This is a genomic window from Candidatus Delongbacteria bacterium (assembly GCA_041675285.1).
Classification (GTDB): domain Bacteria; phylum CAIWAD01; class CAIWAD01; order CAIWAD01; family CAIWAD01; genus CAIWAD01.
Map to the genome: position 1 here is coordinate 24,234 of JBAYTZ010000003.1, position 16,212 is coordinate 40,445.

Sequence of the window (16,212 nt, forward strand, 5' to 3'; positions counted from 1 at the left end):
TTCTCTTGTGAGACAAGGACGAGGCTCCGGCCTGACGCCGGGCTCAGCCGCCCGTGCCGTGGAAGCACTCCAGGTTGTCCAGCAGCTCGCCGGGCAGCTCCAGCTGCAGCGGGCGGGCGTCGTAGAATTCCTCGATCACCTGCAGGTTGTCCAGCGCGCTGAAGCGGTCGCAGAACAGCACGATGCTGCCGCGATCCTCCGGGCGGCGGATCACGCGGCCCGCTGCCTGCAGCACGCGGCAGAGGCCCGGCAGGCGGTAGGCCTTGTCGAAACCACCGTCGCCCTGGCTTTCGTACCACAGACGAGCCAGCTCGCGCTCGTGAGACAATTGCGGCAGCCCGGGCCCGATCACCAGCGCGGCCTCCAGCATCCGGCCCGGATAGTCCACGGCCTCGGCGAAGATGCCGCCCATCACGGTGAGCAGCAGGCGTGGTCCGCCGCGCTCCAGCTTCTTCAGCAGGGCCAGCCGCTCCAGCGGCTCCAGGCTGCCTTCGTGGACCAGCAGCGGCAACCCGGCGGGCAGCTCCCGGCGCAAGGCGCGCAGGTAGGCGAAGGAGGGCAGGAAGACCGCCGTGTTGCCGCCCACCCGGCGGAAACTCTCGGCCACCAGCCGGCCCAGCAGGGGCAGGCCGCGGCTGCGGTCCCGCCAGCGGCTGCTGATACCCTCGAAGATGATCAGGTTGCGGTGCTCGGGCGGAAAGGGCGAGGGCGCGGCCAGGGTCAGCACGCGGGGCCGCTGGTTCAGGCCCAATTCGCCCAGGTGCCAGTCCCAGGGGCGCAGGGTGGCGCTGAACAGCACGGCGGCGTGAAAGCGCTCCAGCTGCTCCTGGATCCAGTCCCCCGCCCAGGTGCAGAGGATTTCGAAGATCAGGACCGGACGCTCCGGGCCGGGCAGCACGCGGATCACCTGGCGCAGCGTCTCCTTCTCCTGGCGCGCCAGCTCGGCGAAGCGCTCCAGCTCGCGAAAGAAATCCACGATGGGATCCTTCTCCACCACCACGCCCAGCAGGCTGCGCGTGAGCAGCAGATCCACCAGCGCGCGCTCGTACTGCCCGGCGGCGGCGGCCAGGACCTCCTGGTCGAAGCGCGCGCCCAGGGCGCGCTCGCCCGTGTCGTAGACGAATTCGAAATCGGGTTCCACCTGCTCCTCGACCCGCTCGAAGAGATCGTCGAGCTTGTGCAGGGCCTGCTTGAGTCCCTTGAGCGGCCGCTGCAGCGGCCCGCCCTGGAACAGGTCGCCGCCGGCCAGCTGCACGTCCAGGTGGCGTTCCAACTCGCCCAGCTGCTCGCGGGCCAGGCTGGCGCTGAACCAGCTGCGGCCGCGGGGCGCCAGGTTGTGGGCCTCGTCCACCACCAGCACGAAGTCCTGCGGGTCGCCCTCCACGAAGAGCCGGCGGATGCGCACCTGCGGATCGAAGACGTAGTTGTAGTCGCCCACCACCAGGTCGCGGGTCTCGGTCAGCGCCAGGGCGATTTCATGCGGGCAGACCCGGTGCCGGATGCCCGTGGCCACCAGCTCCTCGCGATCCACCAGCGGCAGGCCGGCCAAGTCGCGCAGGGCGGCCTCCAGGCGCGGGGCCAGGCCCTTGAGCAGGGGACAGTGCTCCTCGTGGCAGAAGTAGGTCTCGGCGGGACACATGCCCTCGCGGCTGCTCATGGCCACGGCGCTGACCACGGTTCCCTCGCGGTTGAGGGCTCGCGCCACCAGCAGCGCGGCCTCGCGGCCCGTGTTCTTGGCGGTGCAGAAGAAGACGCGCCGGCCGGCCTGCATGGCCGTGCGCAGCGCGGGCAGCAGCACGGAGACGGACTTGCCCAGCCCGGTGGGGGCGTTGAGGGTCAGGATCTGCTCCCGGGCCAGCGCGGTCTCGATCTCCTGCATCAGCACGCGCTGCCCGGGCCGGTAGGCGGGGAAGGGAAACTCCAGCTGGCGCGAGCGTGTGACACGGGCGGCGCGCAGCTCGTTCTCGCGGCGCTCCCGGGCGGCCAGCAGGGCGACCTGGGTCTCCAGCGTGGCCAGCAGTTCGTCCGCCGGCCGCTCCACGTCCAGCACGCGCTCGGCGCCGTCGCCCAGGTTGATCAGCCGCAGGCGCGCGCGCACCGTGCCGGTGGGTTTGAGCATCCAGGCGTAGAGCAGGGCCTGCAGGACGTGGCCGGGGAAGTCCTCCGCGCGCAGGCGCTTCAGCCGCTCCGCCTGGACCAGCACGGTCTTGATCTCCTCTACCGTGCCGTCCTCGTCCAGCTGATCGGCGCGCCCCGTCAGTTCCACCTCCTCGCCCAGCAGCACGCCGCGCCAGGAGAGCGGCACCTCCACGCGCGCGCCCTCGGCCAGGGCCCGCTGCTGCGCCTGGCCATGCAGGCGCTGTCCCTGCCGGGCGCGGCCGGGAATCCAGCCGCCGCCGTCGTTGCGCCCGCCCTCGGCGAGTTCGCACAAGGCCTGGACGGCCAGGCGGCGCACGGGCTCAGGCATGGGGCTTCCCTTCCCCCGCGCCCCGCGGGGGAAGACTGGTTCCGGCGAAGCTGGATTCGGGGGAAAGGGGGCGATTCCCTTCCCCCGCGCCCCGCGGGGGAAGGCCGGTTCTGGCGAAGCCGGAACCGGGGGGATGGGGGCTGACCGTCAGTTCTTCCTCCATCCCACCCCGATTCAGGTTTGATTCACGGAGGATTGTCTCCAAAACAGCGTCCAATTCTTCGTCCACTTGATGATTCCAGAAGCGAAGGACCGTGAAGCCATGCTCCCTCAGCCAGTCATCGCGTTGGATGTCGCGCACGGGATTTTCGGCGTGCTGGCCACCATCAATCTCGATGACAATCCGCGTGGACAAGCAGACGAAGTCCAAGATGTAGGGACCGGCAATGTGTTGCCTTCGAAAGCGGAAGTTGCCCAGTTGCCTTTTACGCAGGGCCGCCCAGATCGCCTTCTCCTGTTGGGTCATTTCGTGCCGAAGGCAACGGGCGTGGTGCAACATTTTCTTCGTTCTTCTCAAGGCCCCCATCCCCCGTCGCTGCGCGACGCCTTCCCCCGCGGGGCGCGGGGGAAGGGAGTCAAGTCTTCTGCTTCTTCTTCTTCGCCGCCGGAAAGAGCACGTTGTTGAGGATCAGGCGGTAGCCCGGCGAATTGCGGTGCAGGCTCAGCTGGGTCTCGGGGTCGCCCACCATGTGGCGGTAGTCCTCCGGGTCGTGGCCGCCGTAAAAGGTGAAGGTGCCCTTGCCCACGTTGCCGTGGATGTAGCGCACCTCGTTGGAGCCTTCGATCTCCCCCAGGACCAGCACGTGGGCCTTGAGCCGGTCGCGCCGAAAGGCCGTGGTCTGGCCCATGAAGCCGCGCACCCAGGCGGTGTGGTTCTGGGTGAGCATGGTGGGCACGGGATCCCATTTGGCGCTGAACTCGAAGAGGCTGAACCAGTCCTGGTCCTCGGGCACGGAGCGGCCGGTGATCGGGCCCAGGTCGATGTCGGAGAACTCGTAGACCAACGGGTCGGTGATGAGCTGGAAGTCGGTGAAAGCCACGCACTGGCCGAAGTCCAGCTTGGTGCGCCAGGCGGGATCCAGGCCGTCGCCGTCGAAGACCGCGTCGCAGATGTCCGTGCCGCACGCGGCCAGGGCCACGTCGTAGCTGTCCGTGGCGCTGCACATGGCGAACATGAAGCCGCCGTTCTCCATGAAGGCGCGGATGGCCAGGCTGACGGCCAGTTTCTCCTGGCTGACCTTGGCGTAGCCCAGCCGGTGGGCCAGGGCCTCGAACTCGGCCTGCTGGCGCACGTACCACTCGGCGCCGTGATACTGGGCGTAGAACTTGCCGTACTGGCCGGAGAAGTCCTCGTGGTGCAGGTGCAGCCAGTCGTAGTCGCCCAGCTTGCCGGCCAGCACCTCCTCGTCCCAGATCGTCTCGAACTCGATCTCGGCGTACTCCAGCGCCATGGTCACCGCGTCGTCCCAGGGCGGGCTGTCCGGCGGCGCGTAGATGGCCACCTTGGGCGCCTTCTCCAGCAGGATGCGGTCCATGTTCTCCTGCTCGATGGTGGCGTAGATCGCCGCCGTCTCGGCGCCGCCCGCGCTCTCCCAGGTCACGCCCGTCAGCGCCAGGCGCTCCTCGAGGGCCGGGAACTCGTCCATCAGAAAGGAGCCGCCGCGGTAGTTCAGCAGCCACTCCACGTCCACGCCCTGCTTGAGTGTCCACCAGGCCACGCCGTAGGCCTTCAGGTGGTCGCGCTGGCCGGGATCCATCGGGATGAGGAGTTTGGCCGCGACGGGGGCGGCCAGCAGCAGGCTTAGGCTCACTATTGACAGCAGGCAGGCGCCGCGGCGCAGGGTTCTGGTCGTGCTCATGGGTTGATCCGCCTTTCAGGGTCAGCGGGGACGCTCGTCCCGGGGCTCATCCGCGGCAGCCGGTTTGTCCGTGGACGCCGGCGTGGCCGGAGGCGGCGCGTCCGCCGGCTCCCACTCCCGCAGCCGTCGGCGCACGGCGTCCTGGAGCAGGCTGCCCGGCCAGGTCTCCAGCAGGCTCAGGGCCTGTCGGCGCAGTTCCTCGCGGGGCTGGCCTTCGCGCTCGGCGGCCAGCAGATCCATCCAGGCCAGCCGATCCAGCCGCACGGAGGCCGGATGACGCTGCCGGAAACGCTCAAGTTCCCGCCGCAGGCCCGCGGCGTCCAGCTCGGCCTGGGCCAGCTGACAGGCGCGCCAGTCCAGCCACTCGGCCAGTTTGTCCGGCCGGCCCTCCGCCAGGCTGTGCAGCAGCTCCAGGGCCTCGCGCCAGGAACCCGCGAAGGCCAGCCGGTCCGCCCGCGCCGCCTCGGCCACGCAGAGGGAATCGCGCGTGGCGAAAGCCAGCAGGTCGGCCAGGTCGATGGCGTCGTTGAAGGTCTCCTGGCGCGTGCTGGTCTGCAGGAAGGCGCCCAGGCTGCGTCCGCAGGGCGTCAAGCGGCCGGCCCACCACTCCAGGCGCAGGGCCAGGAAAGCCAGGTCCGCCCGCTCCTCCTCGTTCACGCGGGCCCGGTTCTGCAGCACCCCGAGCACTTCGGCGGCCCGCTGCTCGTGGCCCTGGCTGCCCAGCAGCAGCAGCAGCAGGCGTCCGCCCTCCGGGTGGCCGGGCTGGCGCTTGAGCAACAACTCCAGTTCCTGGATCGCCTCCTCGGGCCGGCCCAGCGGCCGGTGCAGCAGCTGGGCGGCCTTCAGGCGCGCCGGCAGACCCTTGCTGTCCGTGCGTTCCGCCAGTCGGCGATAGAGCGCCAGGGCCTCTTCGCCCCGGCCCAGTGCGGCCAGATTGTCCGCCTGGAGCAGCAGGCCCTCCGGCTGGGCGGGCTGCGGCCGTCCGCGCCGGCTCAGCTCCTCCAGCAAGGCCTGGGATTCCTGCCGGCGGCCGTCCTTACCCAGATCCTGCGCCAGCTCGAAGGGGATCTTGCCCGTGTCGGCGGAATCCAGCTCCCAGGCCAGCTTGATGGCCTGCTCCGGTCGCCCCTGCTGGGTCAGCACGCCCAGCACGGCCTGACCCACCGCCGCGCAGCCGCCCCGGCCGCGCACGCGCTTCACCATGTACTCCAGCAGCGCTGCGCGTTCCCGACAGTTCTCCGCCAGGCGCAGCAGGCGCGTGTCCACCAGACTGCCCGGCGTGCGACGCGCGCACTGCCAGGCCGCCAGCTCGTCGAAGGCCTCGTTCCAGCGGCCCGCATCCTCGTGAAGCTGCGCCACTTCCAGCGCCCAAAGCTGCGGCAGCCCGCGCGTGCGGCGCTGCTCGCGCGCCCAGTCCAGGCACTCATCGAGAAGCTGGACCTGCCGATAACTCTGGAAGACCGCCAGGGCCGTCTCTTCCGTCCGCGCCTGCTCGCGCAGCTTTTTCCATGCCTCGGCGGCTTTGGCGGGTTGACCCAGACGATACCAGGCCCCGGCCAGCGCGCCGCTGATTTGAAAGTCCAGCGCGTTGCGCAGCGGGCCGCTCGCCGGCAGCCGGACGGCCAGGCTGTCCATGCTGCGGCGGGCGCCGCTCTCGTCCTTGAGCCGCACCTGAAGGTCCAGCATCTGCAGCAGCGGCCCCGGGTCGCCGCGTTGGCCGCTCAGTCCCTCCAGCAGTCGCAGAGCCTGCTGGAACTGGCCCTGCTGGATCAGTTGGTTGGCCTGCTGCTGCAGATCCGCCTGGCGCTGGCGCTGCTGCGAAGCATCCGGAACAGCCTCCGGAAGGGGCCGAATGCGCGCGGGCTCCTGGGCCGTGACGCACAGGGCGGCCAGCAGCAGGGCGGTTGTCGCGAACGTGCAGAATCGGACACTTTTCATGCGGCCAAGGTAGCCAGCCTGCGCGACACTTTGGCCCGGAGGGCCCCGGCTCGCACACGGCTGCTCATATCTTGAACAGGTTTAACAGGATGGCTCAAGGGACTCTTTCGCCAAGCGATTGCCCGGTAAGGTGATCTGGGTCACACGCCAAGTGGTACGGCGTTTGCTTTGAGGGTCGCATCTAGAGGATCGAATGGAAAAGCAGGATCTCATCCGATACCGAACCTTCGCCGACGCGTTGATCCGACTCAACAACGCGGCCAGCACCCTGTTGCAGGAAGGGGCGGATCCGGAAGCCATCAAGTTGATCCTGTCCGGCACGGCCAAGCTGTTTGCCGAGCTGGAGCACCGCATGTCCCAGGCGCTGCCCGAGGATCCGGATCATCCGCTGGATTTGAACTTCCCCGAGTCCGGCGCCTCCGGCTGGGAGCTGCCTCCCGCCGAGGCCGGCGATCCTCAGCCCAAGCCGGATCCCGCCCAACCCGGACCGCGCTTCGGCAGCGGCCAGGAACCCTTTCCGTCCATCGAGCCCGCGGTTTAGCTGAAGTCCCGCCCGGTCACGCTGATCCGTAGACAGCCGCCGTCCACCTGATAGCTTTGTCGCTGCCAGACCAGCCCGCTATCCGGCAATTCGCCGCGGCCCGCGAGCGGCAGTCCCAATTGAAACTCCGTTCCGCCGCCCAGCCGCCGGTTCAGGAAGCGCCCGGCCACCGTGTTGGCCAACTCGGCCACGGTGTCCAGCAGCAGGGCCTCGCGCCCGCTCTCGTCCCCGGTCACCATCTGCAGCAGGCGGGCGGCCAGGTCCGGACTCATCTCCACTCCCAGCAGGCCCGGCAGCGGGCTCAGCAACTCCAGCCGCGCCCAGCAGAGGCTGCCGGCCGCCGCCTGGCAGGATTCCTCCTGTTCCTCCACCAGCATGAAGGCCAGCTGCTCCAGCGTTTCCTCCAGCGCCCGGGCCAGATCCGCACGCCACCCGCTCATGCCCATTCCCCTTCCCCCCAGCTGTCGCCGGACTCCTGCTGCAGGACGGCCGCCAGGTTGGAGGGCGAGAGCGGCTTCTCCAGCACGGCCTTGGCACCCATCACGATCAGCCGGTCCCGGCGACTCTCGTTGCTGGCGCTGGAGACCACCACCACCTGCACGCCCGCGGTGAGAGGATCGTCTTTGACCTGCCGCAGCAACTCTTCGCCGTCCATCACGGGCATGACCAGATCCGTGATCAGCACGTCGGCGGGCTCCAGCAGCAGCAGATCCAGCGCCTCGCGGCCGTTGACCGCCTCCCGGACCTCGCAGGGCAGGCCGGTGGCTTCCAGACAGCGTTTGAGGAACATCCGCGCCATGGCGGAGTCGTCGGCGATCAGCACGCGCAGACTCATGCTCACCTCATTCCAGCAGGGCCTGGCCCGCACTCAGGAATTCCTCCTGGACCAGCGAGACCAGGCGGTCCAATTCCGCCCGGGAGAATTTGAAGTGTTTCAGACCGGCCAGATCCAGCCGGTAGTTGAGGGCGTCAGCGCCCGTGGTGAAGCCCGCCATCAGGGCCAGCAGGTCCGCCACGTGGACGATCTCGGCCAGCCACGCGGACTTGGGGCCGGCCAGCCCGGGCTTGTGATGATGCAGGATGGCGTCGCAGATCACCTCGGGCAGCATCCAGTGCCGGGCCAGCGCGTGGCCCGCGCTCTGATGGTTGATGCCCAGCAGCGACTCCTCGATCTGGATGAACTCGTGGTCGCCGGGATCCGCCACCCGCCGGGCGACGGAGCCGGGCGCGCGGCAGAGCCAGTCGGAGAGGATGGCCTTGCCGATGTCGTGCAGCAGGCCCGCCGTGTAGGCCAGGTCCGGCTCGGGGCCCTCGGAGTTCAGGTGCGCCAGCTGGCGCGCGGCCAGGGCCGTGTAGACGCTGTGCGACCAGAGGCAGGTGTCGTCGGCCATGTAGCCCTGCAGCGGGTGGTTCATCACGTCGCCCGCACAGGTGCGGACCGCCACGCTGAACACCAGCTCCTCGCCCAGATGCGACACCGCCTGCTGCACGCTGCGGATCTCCATCCCCCGGTGGAAGAAGGCGGCGTTGGCCGCGCGCAGCACCTGGATGGTCAGGGCGGGGTCGATCTCCACCAGCTGCGAGATCTCCCGCAGATTGGCGGCCGGGTTCCCCAGCATGACGATCAGTTTGCGCACGGCGGGACTGAGCAGGGGCACCTGCTGGACGCGCGCGGCCAGGACGTCGGCGTTGATCATAGGTAATGATCCTCCCGCCCCGGGGTGGAGATGCGCACTTTCCCCGTGGCGATGGACACGACCACCGTGCGGCTGATGGAGTCCCCCGTCTCTTCCGCCAGGGGGGCCAGGCGGTGCTCCCAGAGCGCCTTGCGCACGGCCAGGAGGTTGCGCTTGCCGATGTTGAAGGTGTTGTTGGCGTCGAGGATGGTCGCGCCGCCGGCCAGCTTGATGATCACCCGGCTCTGGCCGTTCCAGCCCAGGCGGCGCACCTCCGCCAGCAGGGCGGGGATGGCCGTGTCCGCGAAACTGCCCGGCTTGCGCTGGGCGCGCTCGGGGTTGATGCTGGCCTCGGGCAGGGCCACGTGGACCAGGCCGGCGATGCGGTTGACGGGATCCAGCAGGATCACGCCCACGCAGGAGCCCAGGGCCATGGTCTTCAGCTCGTCCTGCGCGCTCTTGCTCACGACCAGTTCGCCGATGCCGGCGTAGAGCGTGTTCATGGCCGCTTCTCGAAGAAGGAGACGAGCCGGTCGCCCAGCGCGGCGGGGTTGCCCTGCTGTTCCACCGCGCCCAGTTCGGCCGCCACCTTGGGCATGCCGTAGACGATGGAGCTGCGCTCGTCCTGGCCCAGGGTGCGGGCGCCCGCCTGGCGCATCTCCAGCAGCCCCTTGGCGCCGTCGCCGCCCATGCCCGTCAGGATCACGCCCGTGGCGTTGGCGCCCACGTCCCGGGCCACGCTCTGGAACAGCACGTCCACGCTGGGCCGGTGGCCGTTGACCTTCTCGCCGGAGTCCAGCTTGACCAGATAGGTGCCGCCGCTGCGCACCACGCGCAGGTGCTGGTCGCCCGGCGCCACCAGTGCCAGGCCGGGAATCAGCCGGTCGCCCTCGCGGGCCTCGCGCACGGTCATGGCGCAGACCAGGTCGAGGTTCTGGGCGAAGAGGCGCGTGAAGCCCGGCGGCATGTGCTGCACGATCACCGTGCCCGGCATGTCGGCGGGAAAGCCGCTCATCAAGTCGCGCACGGCCTGGGTGCCCCCCGTGGAGGCGCCGACGGCGATGATCTTGTCGGTGGTGACGGCCAGGGCGCGGGTGGCCGCGGGCCGGGGCCGGGGCTGGGCGGCGCCGGTCTTCCAGCGGCTGACGTCCGCGCGGGAGACGGCCTTGACCTTCTCGCGCAGCTCCGCCAGCATCTCGCCCAACCCGCGCTGGACGTCCGCCGCCGGCTTGGTGACGAAGTCCACGGCGCCGGCCTCCAGCGCCTCCATGGTGATCTGCGCCCCGCGTTCGGTCAGCGCGCTGACCATCAGCACGGGCAGGGGATGCTGCGGCATCAGGCGGCGCAGGAACTCCACGCCGTCCATCCGGGGCATCTCCACGTCCAGGGTCAGCACGTCGGGCCTGAGCTGCACGATGCGGTCCCGGGCCACGAAGGGATCGCTGGCGCTGCCCACCACCTCGATCTCCGGATCCAGCGCCAGGCCCTGGGTCAGGACGGCGCGCACCAGGGCGGAGTCGTCCACCACCAGCACGCGGACGCGGCGGCCGCTCACGCCGTCTCCTTCCGCCGATAGATGGCCGGCAGCACGCGGGAGAACAACTCCGTGCTCTCGATGGTCTCGGAGTGGCCGATGAACAGGCAGCCGTCGGCCAGCAGGTTGAGGTGGAAGCGCCGGGAGAGGGCTTCGCGCGTCTGCTGGTCGAAGTAGATCATCACGTTGCGGCAGAAGATCGCGTCCATGGGCCGGCGGAAGGGATAGGAGGGCCGGTTGAGGTTGAGCCGGCGGAACAGCACCAGGTTGCGCAGGCCGTCCTTGACGCGCCAGGAGTCCGGCCCCACTTCGTCGAAGTACTTGTGCCGCAGGCTGGCGGGCAGCCGGCTGGTGTTCTCCCCGCTGTAGAGGCCCTCCAGGGCCGTGGAGAGCGCGCGCGCCGAGATGTCCGTGGCCAGGATGGCGGCCTTTTGGGCCACCGTTGGGCCGTAGTGCTCGGACAGGCAGATGGCCAGCATCCAGGGCTCCTCGCCGCTGGAACAGCCCGGCACCCAGATGTGCAGACGCTTGTCGCCGCGTGCCGCGCGGTCGCGCTCCGGCAGGAAGGTGCGCTGGAAGAATTCGAAGTGGGCGGGCTCGCGGTTGAAGAAGGTGAAGTTGGTGGAGAGGCGGTTCACCAGCTCGGAGACGGCGCGGCCGGAGCGGTCGTCCTCCACGGAGTCCAAGTAGTCCTCGAAGCGCTCGAAGCCCTGGGTCTGCACGAAGCGGCTCAGGCGGCTGACCACCAGCGAGCGCTTGCGTTCGGTGAGCAGGATGCGGAAGCGATCGTAGACCAGGCGGCTGAGCCGCGAGAACGCATCCTGGGAGAGTTCGAGGACCACGCATCGCCTCTGGGAATCTGCCGAACCTGCTCGCTTGCCACTTCGGACCGGACGAGCACCGGTCCCCCGTCTACCGCAGCGCCGCGCCCAGCCGCTCGTGGGCCTCGCCGTAGAGCAGGCGCCCCGTGTCCAGCAGGATCACCACGCGCTCGCCGGTCATGCCCAGGCCGTGGATGTACTGGTTGGCCGCCGAGCTGCCCACCGAGGGCGGCGCCGTGACCTGTTCCGGCGGGATACTCATCACCTCGCGCACGGCGTCCACGATCAGGCCGACGTTCTCGCCGTTCATGCTGGCGACGATGATGCAGGTGCGGTCGTCGTAGTCGCGGGCCGGCATGCCGAAGCGCAGACGCACGTCCATCACGGGCACCACGCGGCCGCGCAGGTTCACCACGCCGCGGATCCAGGGCGGCACCTCGGGCAGGTCGGTGATGGGCTGGATGCCGATGATCTCGATCACCGCCGCGATGGGGATGCCGTAATCCTCGCTGCCCAGGCGGAAGGTCAGGTGCTTCTGGTCCAGGGTGTCGACGGAGTCTTCCGCGTCGGCGATCAGCCGGTCAAGCGTGCTCATGGGCCTCTCCTAAAACTCGCCGAAGTCGTGGTCGTCCAGGTGGATGATGTCCTCCGGCCGCAGCGGGGACTCCAGGTCCACCCAGCCCTTGCCCTCGTCCGGCGGCGGCGCCGCCGGGCGGCTGGCCGGACGGGGCACGCCGCGCGTGCTGCGGGCCGGCTTGGCGGCGGGACGGGTCGCCCGGGCCGCGGAGCGCGCCGGAGCAGCGGCCGCGGGCTGACGGACCGCTTCGCCGCTCACCTGGAAGCGGCCCAGTTCGTCGCGCAGGCGTCCGGCGAGGCTGCTCAGTTCCTGGGCGCTCGAGGCGCCCTCCTCGGCGGAGGCCGTGTTGGTCTGGGTCACCTCGTCGATCTGCTTCAGGGCCTCGGTCACCTGTTCGATGGCCGTGGACTGCTCGCTGGAGGCGCTGTTGATCTCGCTGACCAGGTCGCCGGCCTGGGTGATGCCCGTGACGATCTCGGCCAGCGCGCCGGCGGTCTCCGCCGCGATGCTGCCGCCCTGGTCGATCACGCGCACGCTGCCCTCGATCAGCTCGCTGGTCTCCTGGGCGGCCTTGGCGCTGCGCTGGGCCAGGTTGCGCACCTCGTCGGCCACCACGGCGAAGCCGCGGCCGTGGGCGCCCGCCCGGGCCGCCTCCACCGCGGCGTTCAGGCTGAGCAGGTTGGTCTGGAAGGCGATCTCGTCGATCACCTTCATGATGCGGCTGATCTCCTTGGAGGATTTGCTGATGTCCTGCATGGCTTCCAGCATGCGCTGCATCTGCTGGTTGCCCCGGTGCGCGGCGTCGCGCGCCTTGTTGGAGAGCAGGTTGGCCTGGCTGGCGTTGGCCGCGTTGGTGCGGGTCTGGCCCGCCACCTCGATCAGGCTGGAGCTGATCTCCTCCAGCGCGGCGGCCTGCTCCGTGGCGCCCTGGGAGAGGGCCTGGCTGGTGTCGGACACCTGGCGCGAGCCCAGGTCCACGCTCTGGACCATGCCCTTGGCCTGGGCGAGCACCTGCTCCATCGAGGCGATGGTGTCGTTGTAGCGCGCGGTCAGCACGCCGATGTCGTGACCGGTGGTGCACTCCATCCGGCTGCGCAGGTCGCCGCCGGCCACCTGCTCCAGGCTGGTGTTCAGCGCGGCGAAGGGCTTGCCGATGGCGTCCAGGCTCTGGTTGAAGCGCTCGATCACCACGCGGTAGCTGCCCTGGAATTCGGCGGCCTGGCCGCGGCTGCTCATGCGGCCCTCCTGGACGGCCTCGGCCACGGAGATGATCTCCTGGATCAGCAGCTCCAGGTTCTCGCGGATGTGCTTGAGGGAGTCGGGCAGCTGCTGCAGCTCGCCCGGCAGGTCGCGCAGTTCGGCGGAGAAGTCGCCGTTGGCGTACTGGGCCAGGACCTGGCTGGTCTGGTGGATAGGACTGGTCAGCGTGTCCAGCGCGCTGTTGACGCCCAGCCCCAGCTGGCGGAACTTGCCCTCGGCGCCCCGGGTGTCCACGCGTTCCTTCAGGTGGCCCTGCTGCAGCGCGGCCACCGTCTGGTGGATGCGCTCCACCATGCCCTCGGCCTGGGCCGCGGCGTGCTGGGTCTCGCCGCGCCCGCGCTTCAGCCCGGCGATCATCTCGTTGATCGAGGAGCGCAGCTGCCCGATCTCGTCGGCGGATTTCACCTTCAGCACCAGGTCCAGGTTGCCCGACTCCACCTGGCGTGCCACGTCCGCCAGCTCCGTGATGGGCCGCGAGATCATCTTGCGCGCGAGCAGCACCGAGACCACGGAGACGGAGGAGGTGCCCAGGATGGCCAGCAGGATAAGGGCCCGCACGAGCTTCACGTTGTTGGTGCTGGCCTCCTCGAAGCCCGTGGTGATGTCGTTGTACTGCCCGATGATGGACTGGTGGTTGGCCCGCAGGAAGGTCACGGCCGCCAGGGCCTCGGGCGATCCCGCCGGGCTGCGGATGATGAAGTGCAGCTGGTCGTCGAAGTCCTTCCACATCACCTTGGCGCTGTCCAGGTCGGCGCGCAGCGCGGCGTGCCCGATGGGTTCGATGCCCAGCTTGTCGTCCCCGTCCCGCAGGGCGTCCTGGGTGTGTTCGAACAGGATCATGGTCTCGTCCAGCTCGCGCTGGATGGAGCTGATCACCTCGGGTGGCATGCCGGTCACGGCCATCAATTGGTAGTCCGTGGCCAGGCGCGTGATCTTCTGCACCAGCATGCGCTGGCGGCCGGCCAGGTTGACCAGTTTGGAGTCGTCCAGCTGCTTGCCGGTCTGCTGGACCACCACCGCGGCGCCCACCATCACCATCAACACGATGGTGCCGAACATGGCGCCCAGTTTGGTCTGGATGGACAGGTCGTTCAACTTCATCGAAAACCTCGCAACTCGGATCAGATGTGCTGGCGAGCGACGTCCCGGGGGGGGACCGCGCTGCGGATCGATTCTTGTCCCACGGTGCGGAAGGCCTGGTCGAAGATCCCGTGGATGTCCAGGATCAGGCTGATCTCGCCGTCGCCCAGGATGGTGCAGCCGCTCACGCCGGCCACGGCACCCAGGTAGCGGCTCAGACCCTTGACCACGATCTGCTGCTGGCCCAGGATCTCGTCCACGAACAGGCAGAGGGTGCGGCCCTCGTTGTCCAGCACCAGCGCGATGCCCGCGCCCAGCTCCTGGTGCTGGCTCGGGATGCCGAAGAGTTCGTGGAGGCGCAGCACGGGCAGCAGCTCGCCGCGGATGCGCAGGATCTCCATTCCGTCCATGGTGCGCGTGACCTGGGCCTCGGCGGGCTGCAGGCTCTCGCGGATGTGGATGATCGGCATGACGTAGCGGTTGTCGCCCACCCGCAGGATCATGCCGTCCGTGATGGCCAGGGTGAGCGGGATGCGCAGGATGACCGTGGACCCGTGGCCGGGCTTGCTGCGGATGTCCACGCGCCCGCTGATGCTTTCGATGTTGCGGCGCACCACGTCCATGCCCACGCCGCGGCCGGAGACGTCCGTCACCTGCTGGGCCGTGGAGAAGCCGGGCTCGAAGACCAGGGCCCAGACCTGCTCGTCGGACATGCCCGCGCCGTCGTCCGGGATCAGGCCGCGCTCGACGGCCTTGCCCAGGATGCGCTCGCGGTTCATGCCGCGGCCGTCGTCCTCCACCAGGATCCAGACCTCGCTGCCCACCACGCGGGCGCTCAGGTGCACGGTGCCCTGGGGGCTCTTGCCGGCGGCCACGCGCTCGGCGGCCGTCTCCAGGCCGTGATCCAGGCTGTTGCGGATGATGTGGACCAGCGGGTCGGAGATCTTCTCGATCAGCGTCAGGTCGACCTCGGTCTCCTCGCCGCTCATCAGCAGCTCCACCTGCTTGCCCGTGCGCACGGCCAGGTCGCGCACCAGGCGCGGCATGCGCCGGAACAACCCGGAGAGCGTGGTCATGCGGATGGAGGTGGAGACGTCCTGGAGGTCGCGCGTGATCTTCTCCAGCTGGCGCACGCTGCGCTCGAAGCGGTCCAGGGGCAGGCCCGACTGGGTCAGATCGGGATTCTGCGCCACCATGGTCTCGGCGATCACCAGTTCGCCCACCAGATCCAGCAGGCGGTCCAGCTTGTCCACGTCCACGCGGATGCTGGGCCGCGGCGTGGCGGAGGAGGAGGGCGACGCGGCGGCAGCAGGCGCGGCTGCGGCAGGCGCGGCGGACTTGGCGCCCTCATCACTCCGCGCGGGCTCGGGGGCGGGTGCCACGAGCGGCGGGACCAGCGCGGCGGCGAGCTCCAGCAGAATCGGCTCCGGCGCGGGCGGCGCGGTGGGCGCCGGGGCCGCCTCCACGGGCTGGATGGGCAGCGGCGCGTCGTAGGATTCGGCGGCGTCCCGCAGCATGCTGAGCAGGCCTTGCACGGCCGGCAGCGAGGCGTCCTTGGTCTCGCTCAGGCGGGTCAGGGCGCCGCGGATGAAATCGAAGCAGCTGAGCAGCAGGCTGTGCATGCCGCTGTTCAGGGTCAGGTGCTGCTGGCGCACGCGGTCCAGCAGAGATTCGACCTGGTGGCTGAGCCGCTGTAGGTCGCCGAAGCCCATGATCCCGCAGTTGCCCTTGAAACTGTGGAAGGCCCGGAAGGCCGTGTCCAGCAGGTTCGGGTCTTCGGGGTGCTTCTCCAGGCTGAGGATGGACTCCTCGGCGCTGGCCAGCAGCTCCTCGGATTCCGTGAGGAATTGCTGGATCAGCTCGTCGGTGATCAGCACCTGGAAGTCCGCCACCGGGGCCGGGCTGGCGACCGGCGCGGGCACAGGCTCGGGTTCGGCGGACGGCGGGCTGCCGAAGGCCTCGTCCAAACACCTGGAACCGTCCTCGCCGCGCTCCAGGCACTCGCGCACCAGGGTCAGCAGGCTGCCCAGCTCGTGGGCCTCGGACTCGCGGCCCTGGTCGTGGCCCTGGCTTTCCACCAGGTCCAGCAGTTGGCGCACGAAGTCGCAGCTGCGGTTGAGCAGGTCGATCTGGCGGCCCACCGGCTTGGCCTGGCCCTTGCGATAGAGGCTGAGGATGGATTCGGCCTTGTGCGTGACCTGCTGGATAGTGCCCAGGTTGAGCATCCCGGCGCCGCCTTTGAGGGAGTGGAAGAGCCGGAAGACCTTGTCCAGGGTGTCGCCCTGCACCTCGCCGGCCTGGGCATCCTTCTCCAGCCGGATCAGTTCCGGCTCCACCTCGTCCAGCAGCTCGCGGCTCTCCACCAGAAAGCCGGCCAGCAATTCGCGGTGTTCCTCGTCCATGGACCTTCCTTCGCTTCGCGGGGCGGCCGTCCCGCTCGGACGGTCTGCTTGCGCTCT

At 69.5% G+C, this 16,212-nt stretch carries 13 protein-coding genes and 1 pseudogene; 1 reads left to right on the forward strand and 13 read right to left on the reverse strand.

The genetic code is table 11. The annotated features are described in order from the left end of the window. Window positions 1–43: 43 nt before the first annotated feature. The 4 genes and pseudogenes from WC326_03675 to WC326_03690 form a co-directional block, all read right to left on the reverse strand. On the reverse strand, window positions 44–2,467 hold the full coding sequence (locus tag WC326_03675) for an ATP-dependent DNA helicase (GenBank protein MFA7330154.1): 2,424 nt from the start codon (window positions 2,465–2,467) through the stop codon (window positions 44–46). A gap of 184 nt (window positions 2,468–2,651) precedes the next feature. Continuing rightward, window positions 2,652–2,993 (reverse strand): annotated as a pseudogene (locus WC326_03680) (DUF559 domain-containing protein). Window positions 2,994–3,042: 49 nt separating this feature from the next. Further along, window positions 3,043–4,224: an asparagine synthetase B gene (locus WC326_03685; protein MFA7330155.1), complete on the reverse strand. Its 1,182-nt coding sequence runs from the start codon at window positions 4,222–4,224 to the stop codon at window positions 3,043–3,045. 123 nt (window positions 4,225–4,347) lie between these two features. After that, window positions 4,348–6,264, reverse strand: a complete 1,917-nt coding sequence (locus WC326_03690; GenBank protein MFA7330156.1) for a hypothetical protein — start codon at window positions 6,262–6,264, stop codon at window positions 4,348–4,350. A gap of 193 nt (window positions 6,265–6,457) precedes the next feature. On the opposite strand from WC326_03690, the gene WC326_03695 reads away from it, so the two are divergent. Beyond that, window positions 6,458–6,805, forward strand: a complete 348-nt coding sequence (locus tag WC326_03695; GenBank protein ID MFA7330157.1) for a hypothetical protein — start codon at window positions 6,458–6,460, stop codon at window positions 6,803–6,805. Here the strand turns inward: WC326_03695 and WC326_03700 are convergent. From WC326_03700 to WC326_03740, 9 genes are all read right to left on the reverse strand, one after another. Then, a complete protein-coding gene (locus WC326_03700) occupies window positions 6,802–7,245 on the reverse strand; it encodes a chemotaxis protein CheX (protein ID MFA7330158.1) in 444 nt (147 codons plus the stop codon). The genes WC326_03695 and WC326_03700 overlap by 4 nt on opposite strands. Then, the gene (locus WC326_03705) at window positions 7,242–7,640 is read right to left on the reverse strand and encodes a response regulator (GenBank protein MFA7330159.1); all 399 of its coding nucleotides are present in this window, start codon (window positions 7,638–7,640) and stop codon (window positions 7,242–7,244) included. The genes WC326_03700 and WC326_03705 overlap by 4 nt, the downstream gene beginning before the upstream one ends. Before the next feature lie 7 nt (window positions 7,641–7,647). Next, window positions 7,648–8,502 carry an HDOD domain-containing protein gene (locus WC326_03710; GenBank protein MFA7330160.1) on the reverse strand — a complete coding sequence of 285 codons (855 nt, stop codon included), beginning with the start codon at window positions 8,500–8,502 and terminating at the stop codon, window positions 7,648–7,650. After that, on the reverse strand, window positions 8,499–8,984 hold the full coding sequence (locus WC326_03715) for a chemotaxis protein CheD (GenBank protein MFA7330161.1): 486 nt from the start codon (window positions 8,982–8,984) through the stop codon (window positions 8,499–8,501). Before WC326_03715 ends, WC326_03710 begins: the two co-directional genes overlap by 4 nt. Further along, window positions 8,981–10,036 carry a chemotaxis response regulator protein-glutamate methylesterase gene (locus WC326_03720; protein ID MFA7330162.1) on the reverse strand — a complete coding sequence of 352 codons (1,056 nt, stop codon included), beginning with the start codon at window positions 10,034–10,036 and terminating at the stop codon, window positions 8,981–8,983. The genes WC326_03715 and WC326_03720 overlap by 4 nt, the downstream gene beginning before the upstream one ends. Next, complete coding sequence (locus tag WC326_03725; protein ID MFA7330163.1) at window positions 10,033–10,857, reverse strand: protein-glutamate O-methyltransferase CheR; 825 nt, start codon at window positions 10,855–10,857, stop codon at window positions 10,033–10,035. The genes WC326_03720 and WC326_03725 overlap by 4 nt, the downstream gene beginning before the upstream one ends. A gap of 70 nt (window positions 10,858–10,927) precedes the next feature. Continuing rightward, entirely contained in the window at window positions 10,928–11,431 is a 504-nt protein-coding gene (locus WC326_03730; GenBank protein ID MFA7330164.1) for a chemotaxis protein CheW, read from the reverse strand. A 9-nt stretch (window positions 11,432–11,440) separates the two neighbouring features. Then, window positions 11,441–13,774: a methyl-accepting chemotaxis protein gene (locus WC326_03735; GenBank protein ID MFA7330165.1), complete on the reverse strand. Its 2,334-nt coding sequence runs from the start codon at window positions 13,772–13,774 to the stop codon at window positions 11,441–11,443. Between the two features lie 20 nt (window positions 13,775–13,794). Then, the gene (locus WC326_03740; protein ID MFA7330166.1) at window positions 13,795–16,155 is read right to left on the reverse strand and encodes a chemotaxis protein CheA; all 2,361 of its coding nucleotides are present in this window, start codon (window positions 16,153–16,155) and stop codon (window positions 13,795–13,797) included. Window positions 16,156–16,212 lie beyond the last annotated feature (57 nt).

Bases quoted from the DNA above. Each gene is read 5' to 3' on its own strand.
- WC326_03710 (MFA7330160.1), bottom strand. From the start codon at position 8,502: ATGATCAACGCCGACGTCCTGGCCGCGCGCGTCCAGCAGGTGCCCCTG.
- WC326_03690 (MFA7330156.1), bottom strand. From the start codon at position 6,264: ATGAAAAGTGTCCGATTCTGCACGTTCGCGACAACCGCCCTGCTGCTG.
- WC326_03715 (MFA7330161.1), bottom strand. From the start codon at position 8,984: ATGAACACGCTCTACGCCGGCATCGGCGAACTGGTCGTGAGCAAGAGC.
- WC326_03740 (MFA7330166.1), bottom strand. From the start codon at position 16,155: ATGGACGAGGAACACCGCGAATTGCTGGCCGGCTTTCTGGTGGAGAGC.
- WC326_03685 (MFA7330155.1), bottom strand. From the start codon at position 4,224: ATGGATCCCGGCCAGCGCGACCACCTGAAGGCCTACGGCGTGGCCTGG.
- WC326_03700 (MFA7330158.1), bottom strand. From the start codon at position 7,245: ATGAGCGGGTGGCGTGCGGATCTGGCCCGGGCGCTGGAGGAAACGCTG.
- WC326_03675 (MFA7330154.1), bottom strand. From the start codon at position 2,467: ATGCCTGAGCCCGTGCGCCGCCTGGCCGTCCAGGCCTTGTGCGAACTC.
- WC326_03695 (MFA7330157.1), top strand. From the start codon at position 6,458: ATGGAAAAGCAGGATCTCATCCGATACCGAACCTTCGCCGACGCGTTG.
- WC326_03735 (MFA7330165.1), bottom strand. From the start codon at position 13,774: ATGAAGTTGAACGACCTGTCCATCCAGACCAAACTGGGCGCCATGTTC.
- WC326_03705 (MFA7330159.1), bottom strand. From the start codon at position 7,640: ATGAGTCTGCGCGTGCTGATCGCCGACGACTCCGCCATGGCGCGGATG.
- WC326_03730 (MFA7330164.1), bottom strand. From the start codon at position 11,431: ATGAGCACGCTTGACCGGCTGATCGCCGACGCGGAAGACTCCGTCGAC.